The organism is Pedobacter sp. SG908 (genome assembly GCF_011759615.1).
GTDB lineage: Bacteria > Bacteroidota > Bacteroidia > Sphingobacteriales > Sphingobacteriaceae > Pedobacter > Pedobacter riviphilus.
This window is the reverse complement of the sequence record NZ_JAAOYY010000002.1, coordinates 701,013-723,148: the sequence shown is the minus strand read 5'-3', so window position 1 is coordinate 723,148 and position 22,136 is coordinate 701,013. Positions and strand designations below refer to the sequence as shown.

General features: G+C 37.5%; 23 protein-coding genes. 11 read left to right on the top strand and 12 right to left on the bottom strand.

The genetic code is table 11. The annotated features are described in order from the left end of the window. Positions 1–54 precede the first annotated feature (54 nt). From FHT21_RS18075 to dcd, 6 genes are all read right to left on the bottom strand, one after another. Positions 55–561, bottom strand: a complete 507-nt coding sequence (locus FHT21_RS18075; RefSeq protein WP_167296142.1) for an SMI1/KNR4 family protein — start codon at positions 559–561, stop codon at positions 55–57. 11 nt (positions 562–572) lie between these two features. Next, positions 573–1,844 carry a phosphoribosylamine--glycine ligase gene (purD, locus tag FHT21_RS18070; RefSeq protein ID WP_167296141.1) on the bottom strand — a complete coding sequence of 424 codons (1,272 nt, stop codon included), beginning with the start codon at positions 1,842–1,844 and terminating at the stop codon, positions 573–575. 65 nt (positions 1,845–1,909) lie between these two features. Then, positions 1,910–2,770, bottom strand: coding sequence for an SDR family oxidoreductase (locus FHT21_RS18065; RefSeq protein ID WP_243854045.1), 861 nt, complete (start codon positions 2,768–2,770; stop codon positions 1,910–1,912). Between the two features lie 186 nt (positions 2,771–2,956). Continuing rightward, complete coding sequence (locus tag FHT21_RS18060) at positions 2,957–3,718, bottom strand: enoyl-CoA hydratase/isomerase family protein (protein WP_167296139.1); 762 nt, start codon at positions 3,716–3,718, stop codon at positions 2,957–2,959. Positions 3,719–3,816: 98 nt separating this feature from the next. Beyond that, a complete protein-coding gene (locus FHT21_RS18055; protein ID WP_208398979.1) occupies positions 3,817–6,507 on the bottom strand; it encodes a carboxypeptidase-like regulatory domain-containing protein in 2,691 nt (896 codons plus the stop codon). Between the two features lie 715 nt (positions 6,508–7,222). After that, positions 7,223–7,759 carry a dCTP deaminase gene (dcd, locus tag FHT21_RS18050; RefSeq protein ID WP_167296138.1) on the bottom strand — a complete coding sequence of 179 codons (537 nt, stop codon included), beginning with the start codon at positions 7,757–7,759 and terminating at the stop codon, positions 7,223–7,225. A 71-nt stretch (positions 7,760–7,830) separates the two neighbouring features. Between dcd and FHT21_RS18045 the strand changes: the two genes are divergently transcribed. The 5 genes from FHT21_RS18045 (at position 7,831) to FHT21_RS18025 (ending at position 10,897) form a co-directional block, all read left to right on the top strand. After that, a complete protein-coding gene (locus tag FHT21_RS18045; protein WP_167296137.1) occupies positions 7,831–8,478 on the top strand; it encodes a 4'-phosphopantetheinyl transferase superfamily protein in 648 nt (215 codons plus the stop codon). A 5-nt stretch (positions 8,479–8,483) separates the two neighbouring features. After that, positions 8,484–9,218, top strand: a complete 735-nt coding sequence (gene lipB, locus FHT21_RS18040; protein WP_167296136.1) for a lipoyl(octanoyl) transferase LipB — start codon at positions 8,484–8,486, stop codon at positions 9,216–9,218. A gap of 45 nt (positions 9,219–9,263) precedes the next feature. Beyond that, entirely contained in the window at positions 9,264–9,989 is a 726-nt protein-coding gene (locus tag FHT21_RS18035; protein WP_167296135.1) for an SGNH/GDSL hydrolase family protein, read from the top strand. A gap of 86 nt (positions 9,990–10,075) precedes the next feature. Beyond that, positions 10,076–10,564 (top strand): DUF5684 domain-containing protein, encoded by a 489-nt coding sequence (locus FHT21_RS18030; RefSeq protein WP_167296134.1) that lies wholly within the window; start codon positions 10,076–10,078, stop codon positions 10,562–10,564. Between the two features lie 6 nt (positions 10,565–10,570). Further along, a complete protein-coding gene (locus FHT21_RS18025) occupies positions 10,571–10,897 on the top strand; it encodes a DUF2752 domain-containing protein (protein WP_167296133.1) in 327 nt (108 codons plus the stop codon). Here FHT21_RS18025 and FHT21_RS18020 read toward each other — a convergent pair. Continuing rightward, positions 10,894–11,637: an RDD family protein gene (locus FHT21_RS18020; RefSeq protein WP_167296132.1), complete on the bottom strand. Its 744-nt coding sequence runs from the start codon at positions 11,635–11,637 to the stop codon at positions 10,894–10,896. The genes FHT21_RS18025 and FHT21_RS18020 overlap by 4 nt on opposite strands. Before the next feature lie 201 nt (positions 11,638–11,838). Here FHT21_RS18020 and FHT21_RS18015 point away from each other — a divergent pair, with 201 nt between their 5' ends. From FHT21_RS18015 to FHT21_RS17990, 6 genes are all read left to right on the top strand, one after another. Next, positions 11,839–12,792, top strand: a complete 954-nt coding sequence (locus FHT21_RS18015; RefSeq protein WP_167296131.1) for a stage II sporulation protein M — start codon at positions 11,839–11,841, stop codon at positions 12,790–12,792. A gap of 1 nt (position 12,793) precedes the next feature. Then, positions 12,794–13,678: a hypothetical protein gene (locus FHT21_RS18010; RefSeq protein WP_167296130.1), complete on the top strand. Its 885-nt coding sequence runs from the start codon at positions 12,794–12,796 to the stop codon at positions 13,676–13,678. Between the two features lies 1 nt (position 13,679). Beyond that, the gene (locus FHT21_RS18005) at positions 13,680–14,408 is read left to right on the top strand and encodes a DUF4129 domain-containing protein (protein ID WP_167296129.1); all 729 of its coding nucleotides are present in this window, start codon (positions 13,680–13,682) and stop codon (positions 14,406–14,408) included. Then, the gene (locus FHT21_RS18000; RefSeq protein ID WP_167296128.1) at positions 14,405–15,595 is read left to right on the top strand and encodes a DUF4350 domain-containing protein; all 1,191 of its coding nucleotides are present in this window, start codon (positions 14,405–14,407) and stop codon (positions 15,593–15,595) included. Before FHT21_RS18005 ends, FHT21_RS18000 begins: the two co-directional genes overlap by 4 nt. Then, positions 15,576–16,553, top strand: a complete 978-nt coding sequence (locus FHT21_RS17995) for a MoxR family ATPase (protein ID WP_167296127.1) — start codon at positions 15,576–15,578, stop codon at positions 16,551–16,553. Before FHT21_RS18000 ends, FHT21_RS17995 begins: the two co-directional genes overlap by 20 nt. A 106-nt stretch (positions 16,554–16,659) precedes the next feature. Then, positions 16,660–18,006: a DUF58 domain-containing protein gene (locus FHT21_RS17990; protein WP_167296126.1), complete on the top strand. Its 1,347-nt coding sequence runs from the start codon at positions 16,660–16,662 to the stop codon at positions 18,004–18,006. Positions 18,007–18,108: 102 nt separating this feature from the next. Here the strand turns inward: FHT21_RS17990 and FHT21_RS17985 are convergent, their stop codons facing one another. The 5 genes from FHT21_RS17985 to FHT21_RS17965 all read right to left on the bottom strand — a co-directional run bounded on the left by FHT21_RS17985 (position 18,109) and on the right by FHT21_RS17965 (position 21,601). Then, a complete protein-coding gene (locus FHT21_RS17985; protein WP_243854044.1) occupies positions 18,109–18,672 on the bottom strand; it encodes a transposase in 564 nt (187 codons plus the stop codon). Positions 18,673–18,807: 135 nt separating this feature from the next. Further along, positions 18,808–19,866: a nucleoid-associated protein gene (locus tag FHT21_RS17980; RefSeq protein ID WP_167296125.1), complete on the bottom strand. Its 1,059-nt coding sequence runs from the start codon at positions 19,864–19,866 to the stop codon at positions 18,808–18,810. A 63-nt stretch (positions 19,867–19,929) separates the two neighbouring features. Further along, positions 19,930–20,412 (bottom strand): MarR family winged helix-turn-helix transcriptional regulator, encoded by a 483-nt coding sequence (locus tag FHT21_RS17975; protein WP_167296124.1) that lies wholly within the window; start codon positions 20,410–20,412, stop codon positions 19,930–19,932. Next, on the bottom strand, positions 20,412–20,915 hold the full coding sequence (locus FHT21_RS17970) for a GNAT family N-acetyltransferase (protein WP_167296123.1): 504 nt from the start codon (positions 20,913–20,915) through the stop codon (positions 20,412–20,414). Before FHT21_RS17970 ends, FHT21_RS17975 begins: the two co-directional genes overlap by 1 nt. Before the next feature lie 113 nt (positions 20,916–21,028). Beyond that, positions 21,029–21,601 (bottom strand): TlpA disulfide reductase family protein, encoded by a 573-nt coding sequence (locus FHT21_RS17965; protein ID WP_167296122.1) that lies wholly within the window; start codon positions 21,599–21,601, stop codon positions 21,029–21,031. Positions 21,602–22,136: the final 535 nt, after the last annotated feature.

Here is a 22,136-nt window from a genome sequence, read left to right as displayed (position 1 = left end):
ACAAAGAAAGCCCCAATCAAAATTGGGGCTTTCTTTGTTTTATAGGGAAACGTATTAAGCAGATTTTAAAAAATCCAATACGTTAATGAAATAATTTTCAAGCCCTTCGTAAGGGTCTTCTCCAGGTATCCATGATGCGAATTTCCAGTATTCCCAATCGGCATTTTCGCTTATGGGAGGGATTAAAAGGAAATATTGCTCTTCGTCTACTCCACCAACAATAATACTTCTGGCAAGTTTAATAGCCACTTCTAGTAACTCATCGTTTTCTGTCCAAATCTCGATTAGCTGTGGGTCAACATCTTTTAAAAATGCTACATCGCTTATTTTGGAAAACGATGGATCAACGTTTTCATTTGGCGTAGTAAATCCATTGGTAATTAGTAGAAAGTCTTTATAGTCCGATGGTAGCGTTAACCCTAGTTTTGTTTCAGCTTCTTGTATTTCGGCTAAGGTGGCAGGTTGGCTACCTAGCCATTTTGCTTCGACCTGCTCGGTTGTAAAACTAAACTCCCCTTGTTTAATTGCCGTTTCGGAAATCTTCTTGAGTACTTTTTTCAACTTATATCCTTTTAAACTAAGTCAAAACCTATATCTTCTCTAAAATATTTGCCGTCGAAATAAATTCTGCCAGCATCAGCAGTTGCCGATTGTAAAGCAGTAAACAAATCTTTTTGTAAACTGGTAATTGCAATTACCCTTCCTCCATTTGTTTTCACCACATCATTTTCTAACAATGTTCCGGCATGGAATGCATTCGAATGACGTAAGTTCTCGATTCCTGTAATGGCTTTACCTTTCAGGTAATCGCCCGGGTAACCACCTGCCACAATCATTACAGTAGCAGCAGTTTGCTCAGAAATAACCAAACTTACCTGGTTTAATTGTTTGTTCGCAGTAGCTAAAAACAACTCTACCAAGTCGTTTTCAATTCTAGGGATCACGCTCTCTGTTTCAGGATCGCCCATACGTGCATTGTATTCGATTACAAATGGCTCTTCACCTACTTTAATCAGTCCGAAAAAGATGAAACCAGTGTAATCGATATTATCTTTCTTTAAACCATCAACTGTTGGTTTAATAATGCGTTCTTCTACTTTAGCCAAAAATTCTGGTGTGGCAAAAGGAACTGGAGAAACCGAGCCCATACCACCGGTATTTAAACCTGTATCGCCAATACCAATCCGTTTATAATCTTTAGCAGAAGGTAGTGTAATATAATTTTCACCATCAGTTAAAATAAATACCGAAAGTTCTATCCCGCTTAAAAATTCTTCGATTACTACTGTTGCCCCAGCTGCACCAAATTTACCGCCAAGCATCAGTTTTAATTCCTCCTGAGCTTCTATGGTTTCGGTACAGATTAATACACCTTTACCTGCTGCCAAACCATCTGCTTTTAAAACAACCGGCAAAGCATGGTTTTGCAGATAAGCTAGGCCATCTTCCAAAGTTTCAGGTGTGAAAGATTTTGAAGCTGCAGTAGGAATACCATGGCGCTCCATAAACTGTTTAGAAAAATCTTTACTTCCTTCTAAAATAGCACCTTCTTTTTTAGGTCCGATAACCGGGATGTGCGCAATGGCTTTGTCGGCAAGGAAAAAATCGTGAATACCATTTACCAAAGGTTCTTCCGGACCTACTACAACGAGTTCGATATTTTCGGCAAGCACTACTTTTTTAATGGCATCAAAATCGTTTACATTGATGTTGATATTTGTACCATAAGCCCCTGTACCACCGTTACCCGGAGCAATAATTAGTTTATCACAGTGCGAAGACTGGCTCATTTTCCAAGCGAATGCGCTTTCTCTGCCGCCTGAACCTAAAAGTAAGATATTCATATGGGCAAAGATAATATTTTAGTAACAAGTAGCGAGTATCAAGTAATAAGACTTGTCATCAAATACTAGCTTCCCTTAGCACTTCTTGTCATTTGTTCGAGCATATCCCACATTTCGTTCGGGATGGCTTCCAAACCATTCATCTGCCCCCCTCCCTGCAACCATTCGCCACCATCAATGGTAATTACTTCGCCATTAATGTAACCTGAAAAATCACTCACCAGAAATGCAGCTAAATTGGCGAGTTCCTGATGATCGCCAACTCTTTTCAGGGGTACACGGTTTTTAAAATCAAATTTTTTGGCTAAATCGCCTGGCAATAAACGCTCCCATGCGCCTTTGGTTGGGAACGGACCTGGAGCAATAGCATTCGTTCGGATACCATATTTACCCCACTCTACGGCTAAAGACCTTGTTAGGGCTAAAACACCACCTTTTGCGCAGGCCGAGGGCACAACATAAGCTGAGCCTGTAAATGCGTAAGTGGTAATTATATTTAAAACTGTTGCCGCTTGTTTTTCCTTAATCCAATGTTTACCAAATGTAAGTGTGCAGTTAACCGTCCCTTTTAAAACGATATCGATAATAGATGAAAATGCATTGGCTGATAAGCGTTCCGTTGGCGAGATAAAATTACCTGCAGCATTGTTCAATAATACATCAACCGAACCAAATCTTTCTAAGGTTTTGGCCAATACGTTTTCTACCTGTGCTACTTCTCTAACATCACAGGCAACAGCTAATACTTTGCCACCTGTTTTTTCTTCCATTTCATCGGCAGTTTTTTGCAGTACATCCTGCTTCCTGCTTGTAATTACCAGGTTGGCACCTAATTTCAAAAAATATACGCCCATTGCTTTCCCCAACCCTGTTCCACCACCTGTAATTACAATGGTTTTTCCTTTTAAAGCGTCTTCTCTGAGCATTGGTGAGTTATAGTTGAACATAATTAAAGTTGGTTAATTGGTTAACTGTTTAAGTCGGTTAATTGCTAAACGGGTTAAATGTTGATATTGTTATATTGCCAAATTGCTGGGGATGGTTAACTGTTCGAGTAGGTTAATTGCGATGCGGCCACCAGAAACTGAAAACGATCAATTATGAACTGAAAACTACTTCCGCTGCAGGTTGGCTAAAATTGTTTTTAAGATATGGCGCGTTGCAGGCGACCACCACTGTGCTAACATTTTTTCTAAAGTAGCAGATTGATCGGCACTTACGGCAGTAATTAATTCCTCGCGGATATTTAATTTACTTTGCGACCAGGTATTGCTTTCAAGCTCCATGTATTTTTTAATCTTGCGTTCGGCTGCTGTTAACAAACTTTCGTTCTTTACCAGTTCATCTACCAGGCCAACCTTTAAAGCTTCTTCGGGATTATACAACTTACCAGAAAGTAAACTGCGGGTAGCTTCGGCTTTACCGATCCAGAAGGCATACAAGTGAAAAATACTATTGGGTACGATAATACCTACCGGAACCTCGTTTAAGCCAATAATATATTGGCCTTCTGCCATTACCCGATAATCGCAGGCTAAAGCCATTACGCATCCACCAGCCGGGCTATGGCCACTAATTGCAGCTACTATTGGTTTTTTAAAAGAAACCATATTGGCTGTAAAACCCAAAAATAACTGCCAGAAAGATTTAGCTTCTTCTTCGTTATAGTTATAAAGTTCTACCAAATCCAATCCTGCAGAAAAGAAAGGCGCTGTTCCTGTTAAAATTACACCACCAATGTTATCATCGGCGGCAATATTTTTAAGTATATCATCAAGCTCGGTAATCAGCTCGCGGTTTAAGGCATTCGATTTCCCTCTATCTAATGTGATAGTTGCCAAGCGATCTTTAACACTTACTTTTATTGTATTCATATTTTAAATAGTATCAAGATTTAAGAATCTAGCATCAAGATAAATACATCACAGCATAAACTATGCATGCATACTAATTCAAATTTATCTATTTTTATCTATTTAACATCATAAGTATAAACTTTTCTTGCCAAATGCCCTAATGCATCTATTCCTTCTATTACTACGCGGTAGGTTCCAGGCTCATCTGCATTGTAAAATTCGAATTGTGCTTTCCCATCTTTATCTGTAACAACCTGTGGGTTCCAATAAATAGTGGTTCTTAAATCAGTCCGGCTGCTTGAGCTTGCCGCATCATATTTTGGAGAATAAAACTCTCTTGAAATCGTAAATCCTTTTGGATTAAAGGTTACAATACCTGGTGCATAACGAGCAGTACTTCTTCCCCCGTCGCCACGTTTAGTGGTGATAATAATTACACCTCCACTGCCTTGCGAACCATAAATTGCCGTATTACCGATACTTTTTAACAGCTCAATAGATTCTACATCCATAGGGGTAACGTTATCCAGAAAATCGGCCTCCATCTGCATCCCGTCAACAACAATACGAATTGGCGTGTCTTGGCTCCGCATCAGATATGGCACATTCCCCCTAAATATTACACCTGGCAAACGGCCCTGTAAACATTGAGATAAGGTAACACAAGTGGATAACTGATCGGCTGTCATAATAAAATCGGCCCTACCCGCACCATTTAAATTCGATGAATTTTTCGCCGGGTTTTTCTTTTCGGTAATCGTAACCTCTTCGAGTTTAATGGTCCGCTCCAGCAAACCCAAACGGGTCATCTCATTAAAATAGTTATCACTTTCTTTAATATACTTCATCAAAGTATTATTCACATTGATATCGATATCGGCTCCATTTTTATTCTTGGTTACAATCTGCCCCGGAACAATATCAAGATTAATATCTACAAATTTCCTTTCTGTTTTAGTTCTTGCCTGCACCACAAATTTTGTACTATCGCCAAAACTTAAATTATCGAAAACAAATTTTCCCTCGGCATTTGTTACCGTATCCAAAATGTACATGGTTCCTTTCGTAGCCATTAGCATTACCTTACCACCAGGCACGGGCTTATTTCCTTTTGTTACCGTTCCGCTAATGGTAATAGACTGTTCGGGCTTGTAGGTAATATTCGGACCAACATTATTGATAATGTTTTTCCAAAGAAATCTTCTCCAGCCCTGGGTAAGCATTAGGTTATCGAGTTCTTTTTGTGCTTGTAGATCATCTTTTAAAAAATAATGATTCGGTTTTTCTACGTAGCCGACCAGATCAGACGTAAGTAACAACGAGGTGAGTATATTCGACTCATTATCTTCATCAGGTGTTACTTTTGCTGCGTTGGTTGCAGCAACCGAAAAACTGCCTAAAACGGGTTTATTATCATTAGTTGCATTAAAAGTAAAAGCTGCCTTTCCTCTTTTCGAACTAGAAACTCCTGATGTATTAATCGATACGTCAATTAACTCGGCCTTGTTATTAATAAAAACCAATCGCTCTGCCAAAGGCTGATTGCTGCTCGAAAATAAAGTAAACTGCACAATACCGGCTGGCAGGTTCTTTTTTGGAATATTGGCCACTAGTACCTGTTTATCCATTTTAGCTTTCGAACCATAATATACATTGCCACCATGCTGTGCCACAACTTTAAGTTCATCGCCATTCACAAGATCGGCACTAGCCATAATTTTTACCACCACTTTACCTGTATCTAAAGCATTTACCGAAAGTGCATAACCACTTTTAACGGCCACAGGTAGTTTCAAGGTTTTTTCTGATCCATCCTTAAATTTAACCTTTGCCGAATATGACTTACCGGCCTGATTGTTAAATACAAAGTTACCCATACCTAAATAATTGGTGGCAAAACTGGTTACTTCATTCCCCCCTTCGTCTATTATACTTCCTTCTACATCTTCGCCGCGGCCATCGGCATTAACCGCTTTAATGGCAACTTTTTGTGGCAATTCTTCAACAAGCGTCCCTCCCTCCGGCATAAACTGTACATCAACATTGTTAGACGTGGAAGTGATCGGAATAGATTTGATTACTTTTTGTTTATTATCCAGTGTTATGGTAGCCAGAATCTTCCCTGATTTATTTTGGAAAGATTGATTGTTTGTGAAACTAATTACGGCATCACCCGTTAAACTGGTTTTAACTTTACCCTTTGTAACGGTACGATAATCTAACTGGACTTCATAATTTACTTCATTTTCGCTATAAGCAACACCATTTTTATCTTCAAAATGAACTGTTGCAGTTACTTTATCCGCATTGTTCTCTTTGGTAAAATTGTAAGAAGTTTTTGTAAAAACTTTGTTAGCCCAGCTATTTCCGATCTTAATTGTCTTATCGTAAAAGAATTCGGTGCCAAAATTACGCATGTAATTGGTATATGCCCTAATTCTATAATTGCCCTCGCCAAGCGAATCTGTTAACTTAAAATCGCCCCAGGTAATCCCTCCCATAATGGGTAATTTAACCAATTTTTTTAGCGAATCTTTTTCATTGATGAGCTCTACATACAGGATCTTGCTAATGCCCGAAGGAGCTGAAGTCTTAGTATTCACAACATAAGCTTTGAACCAAATATCATCCCCAATGGCATAATAAGGCTTATCTAAATGTAAATGAACCTTTTCTTGAGGATATTTACTGGTGTAATCTTCTAGTTTTTGTAAGAGCTGGCTAAACGGATCATCATCCATTTTAAATGCACCAAAAACAATAAGCAGAGATAGAAAACTGATTGCGAGAGTAATTTTGAGTTTCATGTGGTTAGGTAACAAATAAATACGTGTCAAGGTACAAAACCTAGGGCATACTTTTATGAAGTTACCATGAAATTTAGTTTGACTTCTAAGTTTTTAGTTAACCGCTACAAATTTGCTTTATTTATTAAATGGCAGAGGTAGGAAGGTCATTATAAGCTAATTTTCATTTAGATGAAGAATTGTCACATGTTAAGTAGTTTAGAAACGACTGGTCTAAAGCATTTGACAACGTCAGTCCCGTTCGCTTTAATCGCATTTAAGAATAAGGGGTTGTAATCCTTGCTACCCAACACATGAAATACTGCTGTAACCTCTTCCCCATTGCAGCGTTACCCTACAGCAGCAAGGCATGAGGAAGCAAAGCGTAAACGGGCAGAAACTTTTTGTTATGCAGAAGCATTGCGCTTCAGGTGATATTAGTATTTTAGGATTAGGAAATGAGTGGCCTGTGGTGCTTGGGGGTTGGCAGCCCCGCTTTACGCTTTACTGCGTTGCACTCCGTGTTCGCTGCAATCGGGTTTAGGAACAAGGTTTAATGCCTGAAAGCAGACCGCCAATCATAAAACCCGACAGCGGCGGCGGCTCCCGATTCTTCCATCGGGACCACAGCGAATGGCGGGACTACCGCAGCCACAGCACACTGCCTGTTAATTTCCAAAAAAGAAAAGATGCCATATTTCAATAAGCTATTGGCTACTAACCGATTAAGCAATCTCTAAAACCTATTCTTCCACATCATACTTTCTACCGGCCTGGTGGTTTTATTGTTGTACTTAGCGTTACCTTTTGAATTGTACATTGTTTCAATCTTACCTTCAACAACAAAATAAATCAATTGGCCAATAGGCATTCCGGCATAAATTTTTACAGGTTGCGCTACCGAAATTTCCAATGTCCAGGTGTTACAAAAACCAACATCACCTTTACCAGCTGTGGCATGGATATCGATACCTAAACGGCCGGTACTGCTTTTACCTTCTAAAAAAGGCACATGCCCGTGTGTTTCGGTGTATTCTACAGTAACACCAAGATAAAGGGTACCCGGGTAAAGGACATAACCATCTTTAGGAATTTCGAAATGTTCGATTTCGTTGTGCGCCTTCGCATCGAGCACACGACTTTTATATGTAGCCAGGTATTTACCTAAATGAACATCATACGAGTTGGTTCCTAAACATTCGCGTTTAAAAGGCTCTATGATGATTGTTCCCTTCTCAATTTCTTCTAATATCCTGCTATCAGATAATATCATTTTTATACGTATTTTTGGCCTAAATTATCATTTATTTAAGATAATTTTGCATGTAATTTCCAATTTAATCAATGCCAATAATTTACAACAAAAATATTGATCAGCATGCTGTTTTAGCAATTTGGAAAATTGAGGAAACAGAAGAAGAATTGTTGGCCGGACTGCAGCTTAAGCAGCATGAACATGATATTATTTCATCATTAAACAGTGGTAAGCGGTTATTACATTGGCTAAGCACGAGGTTGTTATTGAGAACAATGCTGAATACTACCGAGTATATCGACTGCCAGTTTGATGAACACGGCAAGCCCTACCTGGTGAATTTCGATTATCATATTTCGTTAAGCCATTCTTATGATTATGCTGCCGTAATGATTAGTAAAGAGCATGCTGTGGGTGTTGATATTGAAATGATTAAGCACAAAATAAAAAGCATTAAGCATAAGTTTTTAAGCGATGTAGAGCTTGCCCAAAAACAGATCGGAGATAATACCGATGGCTTATACGTGGCCTGGTGTGCTAAAGAGGCTATTTATAAATGGCACGGAAAAAAAGGTTTAGAATTTAAACAACATATCCATATTAAACCTTTTAAGTTAAAAAACGAAGGCTCTTTAAATGCATTGGTAGAGCTACCAACGGGTACGCGGGAGCTGACCGTTAATTACTTTAAAACAAAAGACGGTTACATGCTAGGCTATGTTGCCAGCAATTCTTAAAATAAATGGAGATGAACGATACAGCGGAAAAAGCAATTGCAGCAGGTTTAGTGCCAACTACTTTTGCAGACTGGGGCTTAACAGACTACCAGGAAGCATGGGATAAACAGGAAGATTTACTAAATAAAACGGTAGCCATTAAAACAGAAAACCGCGTAAACAACACCAATAAGCCTACGCCAAACCATCTGGTATTTTGCGAGCACCCACATGTGTACACTTTGGGCAAAAGCGGGCATCCCGAAAATTTATTATTAGATGACCAGGGATTAAAGGATAAACACGCGACTTACTATAAAATAAACCGCGGTGGCGACATCACCTATCATGGCCCAGGACAGATCGTGGGTTACCCGATTCTTGATCTTGATAATTTCTTTACTGATATCCATTTATATTTACGTACCCTAGAGGAAGCCGTTATTCTTACCTTAAAAGATTATGGAATAGAAGCTGGCCGTTATCCAGGTTTTACAGGGGTATGGTTAGATGCCGATAACGAAAAGGCCCGTAAAATATGCGCCATGGGCGTTCGTTGCAGCCGTTGGGTTACCATGCATGGTTTTGCCTTTAATGTAAATGTAGATTTAGATTATTTTAAAAATATTGTGCCCTGTGGCATTGATGATAAAGCGGTAACTTCTTTAGCAAAAGAACTCGGTTATCATCTCGATATGGAAGAGGTAAAAGGAAAATTAAAGAATCATATTGCCGAACTCTTTAAAATGCAGCTGATTTAATTGGCTGGATAAAACTAAACCGAGCGCTAATTCGTAGATTAAGCTATGAAGATTTTATTAAGCGCCATTTTAATTTCTTTCTTAACTTCGGGCTGTACAAAACAACAGCCTATGCCTACTGAACCAATTATCGATCGATCAACAGTTTCACCAAATGGAGAACGTAATTTCACTTACCTCGCACTTGGCGATTCTTATACCATTGGCGAATCGGTTAAACAGGCAGAATCTTTTCCTTATCAGCTTCAAAGTTTATTAAAAACTCAAGGCATCAGCATAGCTGATCCAAAAATTATTGCGGTAACCGGCTGGACAACAGACGAACTTCAGGCGGGTATAAAAAAAGAGAATTTAACAGGAACCTATAGTTTTGTTACGCTTTTGATTGGCGTAAATAATCAATATCGGGGTTACCCAATAAACACTTACAAAAAGGAATTCACAGAATTGTTACAAACGGCAATCGCTTTTGCAGGAGGAAACAAGAATAAGGTTTTTGTAGTTTCTATTCCAGATTGGGGGGCTACGCCCTTCGGTAAAAACTCAGGGCGAAACGCACAAACGATTGCTAATGAAATTGATAGCTTTAATGCTGCAAACCAAGAAATCACGCTTTCAGCAGGAGTAAATTATACCAACATTACCCCTGCATCTCGAAATGCTGCAACAGATTTATCGTTGGTGGCGAGCGATGGATTGCACCCAAGTGCTAAAATGTACACAGAATGGGCAGCTGCTTTATTACCAAAAGTGGCCAATGTATTGAAATAATTAAACGTTTGTTTATGCTGTTTTTAAATTAAAAAATTTATTTTAGTTCAACTATTTAAATTAATCACCTTTAAAAACAGTAAATTATGAATGAGTATGAATCAAGTGGACTAGCCGCAGGTATTGGTCTGGTAGGCGGAATTATTTACCTGGCGGTAATTGTTTTGTTGATTGCCGGAATGTGGAAAACCTTCGAAAAAGCTGGAAAACCAGGCTGGGCTGCTATTATCCCCATTTACAACTTAATTATTTTGCTTGAAATTATTGGTAAACCAATGATCTGGATTTTATGGATGCTTATCCCTTGCGTAAACATTGTATTCGGAATTTGGGCAACGAACCTACTAAGCAAGAGCTTTGGCAAATCAGAAGGTTTTACTGTCGGTTTGGTTATCTTTCCATACATTTTTTGGCCAATTTTAGGTTTTAGTGATGCTAAATACTTAGGGCCATCGGCAGCAGAAGCACAAAATGGTGGTTTTGGCAACAATCCTTTCAATAACCCAAATAATCCATTTAACAAACCATTCGGCAATCAAGACACTCCAAACGATACTCCTCCACCTACAGTTTAATTCTGGATGTTTATCATATTTACATTTTGCAGCTTAATCAACCTGGTTGATTGGCTGCAAAATCATTTAATCCCCTGCCCATTTAAAGCTTTAACAGGAATCGATTGTCCGGGTTGCGGCTTTCAAAGATCTTTTATCGCCCTTATTCAAGGTGATTTATCAAAAAGCTGGTCGCTCTATCCGCCTACCATTCCGCTGTTGTTTTTGTTTATCTCAGCTGGCTTATTATATAAACTTCAAGTCAAACAACGTTCTTTTATCTTTAGAATATTGGTTATCGTAATTGGTAATTTTGTAATGATCAGCTATTTACACAAAATGTTTTTTAGCTAAACACTCATATTGGCTGTAAGGTGATTATAATCCTTTAATACGGTCTCTAAAAATTGTAACTCGTTCATCCCACCCGGAATGGTTACAAAAATGTGTTCCTTGGTTTTGGCTGCCATTGCATAAATTAAATCGGCATTTCCGGTTTGGTAATAACCAGTCAACACCTCATGAATAAGCTCTATATCTCTGTCATTTAAGTGCAGTACTTCCTTAAACTGTGGTTCATATTCTTCAGGCAAATTAAAACTGAAGGCCACATTAGAAAATTCGGTTCTTGGTTTAGTTTTGATTAGCGTTGTTTTAGCCAGTATATCGCCCAATCGTTGATGATTTTTTGTTACCACTACAGAAACCAGTGCAACAACGCCCCAGCCAAAAGGAAAGCCAAAATCGATCATTCGAAATAACCACCTAAAAATATACTGCCCAATAGTTGGCTGTGTACCATCAATGCTTATTACCTTTATCTTTAACACTTTTTTTCCCAAAGTTTGGCCATCCATGGTGATTTCGCAAACCAGATCGTAGAAAGCAAAAATTGCCAGGAAAATAAAGAAAATAACTATTGCAGCACTTCCAGACATTGCCATTTGGGCAGCTCCCATTATCACCAGGGTAATTATAGCAAGAATTATAAATCCAGCCAGGTCGATACATCTTGCAGCTATACGCTCGCCCAGGCCAGCAATTTCGTAATCAATATCAATATTTTGAGCCGTGCTAATTCTGATGCTATCCATATTCAAACATAATTTTTTTTAAAGATAATAGCTGTAGATTGATGTTTATTTTTTTTTAAACTAAAGTTTTCTTATATTTTCATATTTGGATTGTTCATCTACGTATATTTGTTCTGATGGGTTAAGCAATTTGAAAACAATGTTGGTTTCATTTCCGTAAAAAATTAGCTATTTTAACCCAAGATTTGGTAAGGTCTATAAATGAGAGAAGCATTATTTGTTAAACAGAATTCGAAGAAGTGGCAACATTATGATTCCATGCAACCCGCAAGTCCTGATGAAGTGGCCAATCAGTTTATCGAAATCACTAACGATTTAGCTTACTCAAAAACGTTTTATCCTAATTCGAAAACAACAGCCTATCTTAATGGCTTAGCTTCTAAATTACATCAGTCGGTTTACAAAAACAAAAAGGAAAAGTCGAACCGGTTTATCCATTTCTGGAAAACAGAACTCCCCTTAATATTCCTACAACACAGAAAACAGGTATTTTATGCATTGGCATTTTTCTTGGTTTCTTGTGCCATTGGTGCTTTATCGGCCAAATACGACGACACTTTTGTACGATTGATTATGGGTGATGGTTATGTAAACATGACCAACGAAAACATTGCCAAAGGCGATCCGTTCGGGGTTTATAAACAAAGTAATGAGTTTATGATGTTCATGCAAATTGGGGTCAATAATATTTATGTTGCGCTTTATACCTTTGTTTTGGGTATTATATTTTCATTTGGCTCCATTGTTTCATTATTCAGAAATGGAGTAATGCTGGGCTCGTTTCAATATTTCTTCTTTAGCAAGGGCTTGGGTTTTCAATCGGTTCTGGTGATCTGGATTCATGGAACATTAGAAATATCGGCAATTGTTTTGGCTGGTGCAGCTGGTTTAATTTTGGGCAATAGCCTTTTATTCCCTAAAACCTATACCCGTATGGCTTCTGTTTTAAAAGGGGCCAAAGATGGATTGAAAATTGTAATTGGCCTGATACCAATTTTTATAGTTGCAGCATTCTTTGAAAGTTTCGTTACCCGACATACTGAAATGCCTTTATGGTTAAGCATGTTCATTCTGTTATCTTCTGCAGCTTTCATTATTTGGTATGTATTTATATACCCCATAAAAATCTACAATAAACAAGCAACACTAAATTAACATGCTAGGGAAAATTGAATTTAAGAAAAGAAGAGATTTCGGACAGGTAATCAACGATACCTTTACCTTCATGCGTCAAAATTTTAAGCCACTCATTAAAATATATTTCACATTTTGTGGCTTATTTGTACTGGCCAGTATGTTAACCATGTTATTGCAACAATACAAAATGGTTAATATCATCAATACCATTGGTAATGGAAGAAATACCAAAGGCTTAGGTTTTTCAGCTTTATATGGATTAGAGTATTTCCTATCTATTTTATTCTCTTTAGCAACATATGCCAGTATGAGTGTCGCCATACTATCTTATATCGCTATATATGTGCAGAAAGGAAACCAAACGCCAACCACCGATGAAGTATGGGGATACTTTAAATATTATTTTTTCAGGATTTTTGGCAGTTCTATCCTATTAATTATCCTGTTATGTATTGCCTTTATGTTTTGCCTTGTACCTGGCTTCTGGCTATTCCCCTATGTGGCCATGATGTTCCCGATAATGGTAATCGAAAATGGTTCATTAGGTTATTCATTTAACAGGAGCTTCAAAATTATTAAAGATAATTTCTGGATTACTTTCGGTACGCTGATCGTAGTATGGATTATTGTTTATGCCTGTATGAGCATGATTGTTTTACCTACAAGTTTATTTAATATGATTGGTATGTTTACGCATAAAACCCCACATATGTCTTTAACACTTACCATGATTACAACTGTTTTGCAGTCGTTATGCCAGGTATTTACCATCATTCCCATTATTACCATTTCATTGGCCTATTTCAGTTTGGTTGAACAAAAAGAAAACACCGGCCTAATGGAACGGATTTCTAATTTTGGCAATACCGAAAAACCTATAGATACCAGACCTGAAGAATATTAAAATGCAGCGTGCACTATTCCGATATCTTCTTGTTTGTATTTTGTTTTTTATTCCGGTAATCAACAAAGCGCAGACGGCTAAACCTAAGCCTGTAACTACTGTAATTAAAACCGATAGCAGTAAGATTGTGGCATCAAAATTTGATAAAGAGGCCATAAGCAATTATAAAGAGCAAAAAGAGTTTCAATACGACGAAATAGGCCAGCAACAGCTATCACTTTGGGATAAATTTTGGTTATGGTTCTGGAATTTAGTCGGCGACCTCTTTCAGGGAGCAGCATCTAACATTTTTTCCAGGTATATTTTTGTAGGCCTTGGCGTAGCGCTGATCATATTTATCGTGGTTAAAGTTATCGGTGCTGAAAAAATCTTTACTAAAAAACCGAAAGAAACAATCCTTCCATATGATGTAATTACCGAAAACATCCACGAGATAGATTATGAACAGGAATTACAAAGGTTAGTTGCAGAAAGAAAATTCCGTTTGGCTGTTAGGCTTTTGTATCTGAGGGCCCTAAAAAAATTGAGCGATGCCGAAATTATCCAATGGCAGCCCGATAAAACCAATTATAATTATTTAATGGAAATTAGTAAGCCAGAGCTGAGAAACGATTTTAGCCAGCTTACCCTACAGTTCGATTATATCTGGTATGGCGACTTCCCTATCGATGAGGTGAAATTCGACCCGATCAACCAATCGTTTAACGAGTTTAACAACCAAATTAAATGAAGGGCTACAAATTATATCTGATTATTGGTTCCATTCTAATTTTGGGTTATTTAATTGCGCAGTATAACAAGCCTACGCCAACAAACTGGGCGCCAACATATGCTACTAAAGATAAAATCCCTTACGGAACATATATTTTATACAATAGAATCAAAGATATTTTGCCATCGGCAAGTATTCAACAGTCAAAAACTGCTGTTTACACCACTTTAAAATCTAAAAAATTCAATAAAGCCGCTTATATAATTGTTGCGCAAAAGACAGACATTAGTAAAACTGATCTTGAGCAGTTAATAAAATATATGCACACAGGTAATGATGTATTTATTGCTACTTACGATTTAGGAAAAATAAGTAAGGAACTTAAAATACAAACTTCTACCACAATGTCTCCCGAAGGAAGCACCTTAAATTTTACCAATCCAGAATTAAAAACAGATGCAAACTACGGCTTTGAAAGAGGGATTGGCAGCCAGTATTTTAGTAAAGTTGATACCAGTAAAACCACAATACTTGGGATAAATGCCGATAATAAGCCTAATTTTATCCGCTATACTTACGGTAAGGGTAATCTTTACCTGATTGCCGAGCCAGGTTTTTACACTAATTTTAACCTGCTGAATAAATATGGTGCAGAATATGCCGCTAAAACCTTAAGTTATTTGCACGGAAATAAGCAGCTCATTTTTGATGAATATTTTTCTGCACAAAAGAACACTACTACCGATATGCTCAGGGTATTCTTTAAACATCCTGAACTGAAGTTCGCCTATTATCTGGCCATATTTAGCTTGATAATTTTTGTCTTGTACGACATTAAGCGCAGGCAAAGAATTATCCCAATCGCCGATCCGCTTACCAATTCTTCATTGGCCTTTGTTAATGTGGTGGGCAGTGTTTATTACCACGAGCGGAACAATCTCGATATAGCCTTAAAAAAGATCAATTACTTTATGGAGTACTTAAGGAGCAGGTATTATCTAAAGACTAACGATATCGACAGCAAATTTGCTCAGGTACTCATGGAGAAAACAGGCATTAACGAAGCCCTGGCCAAAACCCTGACCAAACATTTTATCCAAACGCCAACAATGGGCGATTTAAGCGATACCCAATTGATTAATTTAAACGAAAGCATAGAACAGTTTTATAAAAATACGCAAAGCAATGGAACAAGAACAGTTTAACCCACGTACCGATTTAAGTGCCTTAAATGAAGCGGTAAATCAAATCAGAAATGTACTTGGAAATATCATTATCGGCCAAAAACAGGTTATTGATTTCTTAATTGTTGGTTTGCTTGCCGACGGGCACATCTTAATTGAAGGCGTACCCGGGGTAGCCAAAACGCTCAGCGCAAAACTGCTTGCAAAATCGATAGATGCACAATTTTCGAGAGTACAGTTTACCCCCGATTTAATGCCCTCAGATGTTTTAGGAACCCCGATATTTAATACCAAAACAGGAGATTTCGAATTTAGGAAGGGTCCTATTTTTGGCAATATTATTCTTGTTGATGAGATTAACCGTGCGCCTGCAAAAACCCAATCGGCTTTGTTCGAAGTAATGGAAGAACGCCAGATAACCATTGATGGGCATACTTATATTATGGATGAGCCTTTTATGGTATTGGCCACACAGAACCCGATTGAGCAGGAAGGAACATATCGCCTCCCTGAAGCACAGCTGGATAGGTTTTTATTCAAAATAGAGGTTAAATACCCTTCGCTAGAGGAGGAAACCGCAATTTTGCTGGCTCAACACACCTTAGTTAATAAAACATTATTAAACGAAGTAAAACCTGTATTGTCTGTTCAACAGATAAAAGAGGCTAGGGCAATCATCCGCAGTTTATTTGTTGAACCAAAATTATTGGAGTTTATCGCTAAAATCGTAAACGAAACCCGGAACAATTCATCACTTTATCTGGGTGCTTCGCCAAGAGCATCACTAGCGATTGCACATAGTGCAAAAGCCTTTGCTGCTATTCAAAACCGCGATTTTGTTACACCTGAAGATATTATTGCAGTTGCGGGCCCTGTACTGGCTCACCGGATATTATTATCACCAGAAAAAGAAATGGAAGGCTTAACCACAACCGATATTATACATCAGATCATTAAAAAAATTGAAGTGCCAAGGTAGGCTAGTTTATATTTATCAGTCGACAATTTTCAGTTTACAGTTGGCTACTACAGTTAACCCGTTTAAACAATTAACCGATTAACCAACATTTACAATTAACCATACATTGAAAAAAATCTTTCAGCAATATTATAACAATCTATTCCTAACCGATCGTTTATTCGCGGTTTTAGGCTGCTGTATTGTACTTTTTTTGTTGAAGTTCTTTTTTGCCTGGCTGGGCGATATACCTGAAATTGCAACTGGCGCCGTATTTGCTTTATTTTTTATAGATATTTTTATTCTATACCGAAATACCCAAGGGATTGATGCCAAAAGAATTACTTCGAAACGTTTGAGTAATGGCGATGAAAATCCGATACAGATCGAAATCAGGAACAGTTATGGTTTTGGGGTAAATGCCAGGGTGATTGATGAAGTGCCTTTTCAGTTTCAACTCCGGGATAAAGATTTTAAACTTCACCTAAAACCTGCTGAAGCAAAATCGATCTATTACAACCTGCGTCCAACAAAACGTGGTGAATATGATTTTGGCTTTATTAGAGCGTACATCAGCTCGCCCCTGGGCTTAATTAACCGCCGTTATAATTTTGATGGTGCCAAGATCTTGCCTGTTTTTCCTTCGTTTATTAATCTCGGCCAATACGAATTGATGGCCGCTTCACGCTATCTAACAGAATTTGGGATTAAAAAAATCAGGAAAGTTGGACAAAGCAGTGAATTTGACCAGATTAAAAATTATGTTGGAGGCGACGATATCCGCACCATTAACTGGAAAGCTACCGCCAGAAAAGGCGGCTTAATGGTGAATACCTATACAGATGAAAAGTCGCAGAATATTTATTGTATAATCGATAAATCGCGTGTAATGCGTATGCCTTTTGAAGGTTTGAGCCTACTCGATTACGCCATAAATGCTACGGTTGCACTTTCGAAGGTGGCTATGCTCAAAGAAGATAAAGCAGGTTTAATTACGATATCTGAAAATATCGGCGCTGTTGTACCAGCAGATCGTAAAGCTTCCCAGCTTGGCAGTATCATGAATGTGCTTTACAAAGAAAAAACAAGATACCTGGAGAGTAATCTCGAGGCACTATATTCCGCGGTACGATCAATAGTGAAACAAAGGGGTCTTTTGGTTTTCTTTACTAATTTCGAAAGTTTGTCTGCCCTACAAAGACAGTTGCCTTACTTAAAAAGGATTGCTAAATATCACTTATTGGTTGTGGTATTTTTCGAAAATACAGAACTAAAAGAATTAAGTACAGAACCTGCAAAAGATGTAGAAGGTATTTACCATAAAACCATTGCCGAGAAATTTATCTACGAAAAAAAACTAATGGTTAAGGAACTCAACAAACATGGCATTTTAGCCATCCTTACCCCTCCCCAAAAACTTACTGTTAATGTGATTAATCAGTATTTGGCGTTAAAGGCACAGCAGCGGATTTAGTCCTAAGTCTTCAGTCCCGAGTCCAAAATCGACTTCACAACCGATGATCAAGCTCATGCTAATCCTCGGTCTGTGTCCTCACAGACCGAAATAGAAATAAAGCTACAGAAGATCCCTATAATCAGTTAAAAAGCCAAAATTATCTATTCCAGTTTCATAAAATTTTGCTGATGACCATTCGTAATCTTCCGGTCTCTCGCACAATTGCCATCTTTCCTGTAATGGATTGAGATGGATATAGTCTATTTTCTGTTCAAGCTTATCCAGAGTATCCATAAGAATAGCTAATGGATCTCTTTGCCATAAACGAAAATTTCTTTCTCCATCAGATACTTTAAAATATGGTAATATATCAAAGTGATGAAGTTTTAAGTCCTGAAAAATTTGATGGGAAGTAAATTTATTAAAACTTGTTTGAGGCATTTCTTTTCCATTTAACGCTATCATTTGCCATACCAAGTGCAAATGATTTGGCATAATTACAAAAGCATAAACAACAACCTTTTTTCTATTTACAAGTTCCCTCAGAGTATCGATTAAAATTAATTTATACTTATCGATAGAAAAGATTTTTTTCCAATCTTTAACCGTGTCTGTCCAAAAATATACTCCATCCAAAAGCATTTTTGAGTTGCGGTCTTGTTTGAAAATATTTTTGTTTTCCATTATTAAAAATAGAAAATAAAATTCAGTTTCGGTCTGTGGGGACACAGACCGAGGAAATGGGATTTAGTCATGAGTCCTTAGTCTGTAGTCCAAAGTAGGGCTCATGACTGAAGACTATGGACTTAGGACTAAAACCTACTCTTCTTCCCTAAAATACACCTTATAAAAGTTCATCGATTTATCATCGTCGTAACCTTTTTCGATCATATCTTTATTGCCATGGATATAAATGTGGAAGTTTTTATCCAGCTTTAACACGCTTTTGTAGGCACGGGCCTGTTTTTTAACAGCAGATTCGGCGATTTCAAAATGATCAGCTATCGGACTTTCGAACTCCTGCTCATAGTTTTTCTTGTAATTTTTGAACGACTCTATCCCTTCAGCATTGCCAATTACCTCATTACCGAATTCTTCAATATCAAAGGTTTCTTTCTCTTTGAAATACTTCATCGAGCGGTTTAAGAGATCTATTTTATCAGCTTTGCTGATTTCGTAGTCATCATCCAGCTTCTGCGTGACGAAATTTTTATAAACTCCCAGCACATTATTGGTCTGGTTATAGCTATCGTTCCTGATTTTCAGTTTCAAGAATTCATCTTTCCAGTAAACGGCAGAATCGTTGCTGCTTTTCGATTGATCCAACACCACCACTTTGTAACCTTCTTCTTGATCAACGTTAAAAATCAGACAGCCTTTATCCAGTTTATTAATGCTAATGGCTTCTTGCTCGTAACTTACATTAAAGCCATCCTGCTCAGGGTAAACTTTTAGGTAAGTATCTTTTGTTTCGGATTTAAAAACGCCGATTACGTCCAACTGCTCCCCTTCTATCTGCACTTTTTCGAAGTAAGCCACATATAATTCACCCGATTTAATTTTTGGGTGGTTGGCAACATCGTATAAATGTTTGGCGAGTTGCTGCGAATCTTCGTGAAAAAGCTCATTGTTTTCGAAAATTTCATGCGCAAAATGGAATACTTCGTTCAGTTCTAAATTATCATTAGGATGATAAAAACGGTAGACTTCATTTACCTTTTCGAAAGGCTTTAAGAAATACTGCATCAGCAGGTTTCCCAGTATTTCGTCATCAATTTTTAAAGGTGCATCAGATAATTTATAATACTCTTCAAGCAATTTATTGCCTGTATGGTGGATAGAAAGTTGCTTAAGTGAAGCCTCGAAAAATGAAATCATGGGAGCAAAAATAGTAAAATCATTGGTTAACCTTCTCCGTCATTCAATCATTCTATCCTTCACTCATTTCTTAATATAAACCTCTGCTCTTTCTAAGAAGCTTTTTTCTCTTAAGGTTGCTTCAACTTCATTTATGGCCTTCATTAAGTTATTTTGAGTATTCGTAATTTCTGCTGTTGCTTTAATAATCACATCCCAAACAGGCTCCATGGTAGAAAGAAGTGCCGTGCCCTTTTCTGTAAGCTCAACCAAACGTTTACGGGTATCTACTTTATCTTTTTTAGACCGAATCAGTTTCTCCTTTTCCAATTCTTTTAACAAACTGATGGTAGAAGGATGTGCATAACCGATTTCATCTGACAGCGAAACCACGTTCATGGTTGATTTTTTATATAAAGTATAAAGCACAGGGAACCATTTGGGTTGAAAATCAATTCCGAATGCTTTATAAATCAACAGGCCATCTTTACGGATCTGATCGCTGAGCCTTTGCAAGCGGGTAGAAATGGCCAATAAGCCAGAAGCATCAATTACATTTTGTTCCATTAAACAGATTTTAAATCCAGGCTATAAAAAACATTGTCTACAGCCATCCGGGGGAAGTAAACCGGTAAATTTTCCATTGCAACTGGTTTAAATCCATTACGTTCATAAAAACGGCAGGCCGCCTGCAATATGTCTTTAGTGCCCAAATATACCTCATTCAGATTATTATCCTCACAGTAGGCTAGCAGTGTTTTCAATAAAGCCTGTGCAACGCCCAAATCTTTCCCTCGGAATTCCTTTTTCACAAACATTTTTCTGATTGCCCCTGATTGATGCTCAGGTACGGCAATTAAAGCAATAGTTCCGATCAATTCACCATTTAATTTTGCACCCCAGAAGGCACCGCCAGAGCCATCGTAGTTTTTTTCGATATCCAACAAATCTGGCTGTGCTGCCAGGTCTATATCTACATTAAATTCTATTTGTTGGATGGGCAGAATTAACCCAATAATCGCTTCACAGAATTGATTATCTAACCGTTCTATTTTAAAGTCGTTTTGCATTGCTAAATATTATCCAACAAATATATGTAGTTAACTACATATATCATAAATAGAAATATCATTTGAACCTCAAATCCTAGGAAGAATCTGGAATGTTTTGATTACTGCATAAGTTATTTTGTATTCTTTAATTTATTAAGGAAGTCGACAATCTTTTTATCTGCATAATTAGCCACACCCTCATGCCTGAAAGACAATCTGCCTTGCTTATCGAAAATAACAGTTGTAGGCAAAGCGCCAGTAAATACTTTTTCAGGAATATCGCTTTCTACTTTATAAACTGGCATTTCATATTTACGATCGGACATAAACTCGCCTGATTTCGCAAAATCTCCGTCAGCATCGGCAAAAATGAATACAATATCTTTATCGTTTTTAAATTGTGCGTAAAGCTTGTTAATCGAAGGCATTTCGGCCCTACATGACGGACACCAGGTTGCCCAGAAATTAAGAAAAATAACTTTCCCTTTTAAATCGCCAAGATCAATCACGTTTCCTTTTAAATCCTTAAACTGAATTCCACTAAGGCCTATCGTGCTTGCCATTGGGCGTTCAACTTCTGGCGAATAAAAACCGATTTCCATTAATCCCCTAATTAAAAATGCTTTTGCATCAGGTACAAAAACAATTACCAAAAGGATGATGAGCAATAGTGCATTGAATATATTTTTCCTGATAAATTTCATTAATTCTTTATTTCAACCAATAACGGAAATAGGTTTATAATTGGTATGGCTATAATTTTTTAAGATTTATATCTTCTTTTCATTAAACCATCGACTAGATCTCAGGTCATAGCAGTATAAATACAATGTTACTTTGTAAATATATATAATTGCTTAGGAATTACTACTTTTGGCCTGTTGAAAAAGCATAGACAAAACATTAACAAATATTTATCGGCATTTATGCTGATCGTATTTGCTATTGCTTTAACTCCTTGGAGTGTACTTCACCACCATAACCCGCTTCCGGTTGTGCAGAAAGAGGTCAACTGTAAACATGTTAGCCATGTTCAGGCCCATGGCGATACCTGTTTAATCTGTAATGCTAGTTTTGAAAAAAATTATGTGCAAACGCACCACATTTACAGAATCTTCTTATCAGCCAAAATTTTTAGCCGAACCGAGTCTACCTTAAAGAATGCCTTTACCGAAATAAAGCGTACTTGTTTACGGGGTCCCCCTTTAGCTTAATTTTTTCTTTTCAAGCGCATCCGTG

Bases quoted from the DNA above. Each gene is read 5' to 3' on its own strand.
- FHT21_RS18005 (WP_167296129.1), top strand. From the start codon at position 13,680: ATGCAGCGTGCACTATTCCGATATCTTCTTGTTTGTATTTTGTTTTTT.
- FHT21_RS17980 (WP_167296125.1), bottom strand. From the start codon at position 19,866: ATGATTTCATTTTTCGAGGCTTCACTTAAGCAACTTTCTATCCACCAT.
- purD (WP_167296141.1), bottom strand. From the start codon at position 1,844: ATGAATATCTTACTTTTAGGTTCAGGCGGCAGAGAAAGCGCATTCGCT.
- dcd (WP_167296138.1), bottom strand. From the start codon at position 7,759: ATGATATTATCTGATAGCAGGATATTAGAAGAAATTGAGAAGGGAACA.
- FHT21_RS18025 (WP_167296133.1), top strand. From the start codon at position 10,571: ATGTTTATCATATTTACATTTTGCAGCTTAATCAACCTGGTTGATTGG.
- FHT21_RS18055 (WP_208398979.1), bottom strand. From the start codon at position 6,507: ATGAAACTCAAAATTACTCTCGCAATCAGTTTTCTATCTCTGCTTATT.
- FHT21_RS18060 (WP_167296139.1), bottom strand. From the start codon at position 3,718: ATGAATACAATAAAAGTAAGTGTTAAAGATCGCTTGGCAACTATCACA.
- FHT21_RS18065 (WP_243854045.1), bottom strand. From the start codon at position 2,770: ATGCTCAGAGAAGACGCTTTAAAAGGAAAAACCATTGTAATTACAGGT.
- FHT21_RS17985 (WP_243854044.1), bottom strand. From the start codon at position 18,672: ATGGAAAACAAAAATATTTTCAAACAAGACCGCAACTCAAAAATGCTT.
- FHT21_RS17995 (WP_167296127.1), top strand. From the start codon at position 15,576: ATGGAACAAGAACAGTTTAACCCACGTACCGATTTAAGTGCCTTAAAT.
- FHT21_RS18035 (WP_167296135.1), top strand. From the start codon at position 9,264: ATGAAGATTTTATTAAGCGCCATTTTAATTTCTTTCTTAACTTCGGGC.
- lipB (WP_167296136.1), top strand. From the start codon at position 8,484: ATGGAGATGAACGATACAGCGGAAAAAGCAATTGCAGCAGGTTTAGTG.
- FHT21_RS18045 (WP_167296137.1), top strand. From the start codon at position 7,831: ATGCCAATAATTTACAACAAAAATATTGATCAGCATGCTGTTTTAGCA.
- FHT21_RS18020 (WP_167296132.1), bottom strand. From the start codon at position 11,637: ATGGATAGCATCAGAATTAGCACGGCTCAAAATATTGATATTGATTAC.
- FHT21_RS18000 (WP_167296128.1), top strand. From the start codon at position 14,405: ATGAAGGGCTACAAATTATATCTGATTATTGGTTCCATTCTAATTTTG.
- FHT21_RS18010 (WP_167296130.1), top strand. From the start codon at position 12,794: ATGCTAGGGAAAATTGAATTTAAGAAAAGAAGAGATTTCGGACAGGTA.
- FHT21_RS18015 (WP_167296131.1), top strand. From the start codon at position 11,839: ATGAGAGAAGCATTATTTGTTAAACAGAATTCGAAGAAGTGGCAACAT.
- FHT21_RS17965 (WP_167296122.1), bottom strand. From the start codon at position 21,601: ATGAAATTTATCAGGAAAAATATATTCAATGCACTATTGCTCATCATC.
- FHT21_RS17975 (WP_167296124.1), bottom strand. From the start codon at position 20,412: ATGGAACAAAATGTAATTGATGCTTCTGGCTTATTGGCCATTTCTACC.
- FHT21_RS18030 (WP_167296134.1), top strand. From the start codon at position 10,076: ATGAATGAGTATGAATCAAGTGGACTAGCCGCAGGTATTGGTCTGGTA.
- FHT21_RS17970 (WP_167296123.1), bottom strand. From the start codon at position 20,915: ATGCAAAACGACTTTAAAATAGAACGGTTAGATAATCAATTCTGTGAA.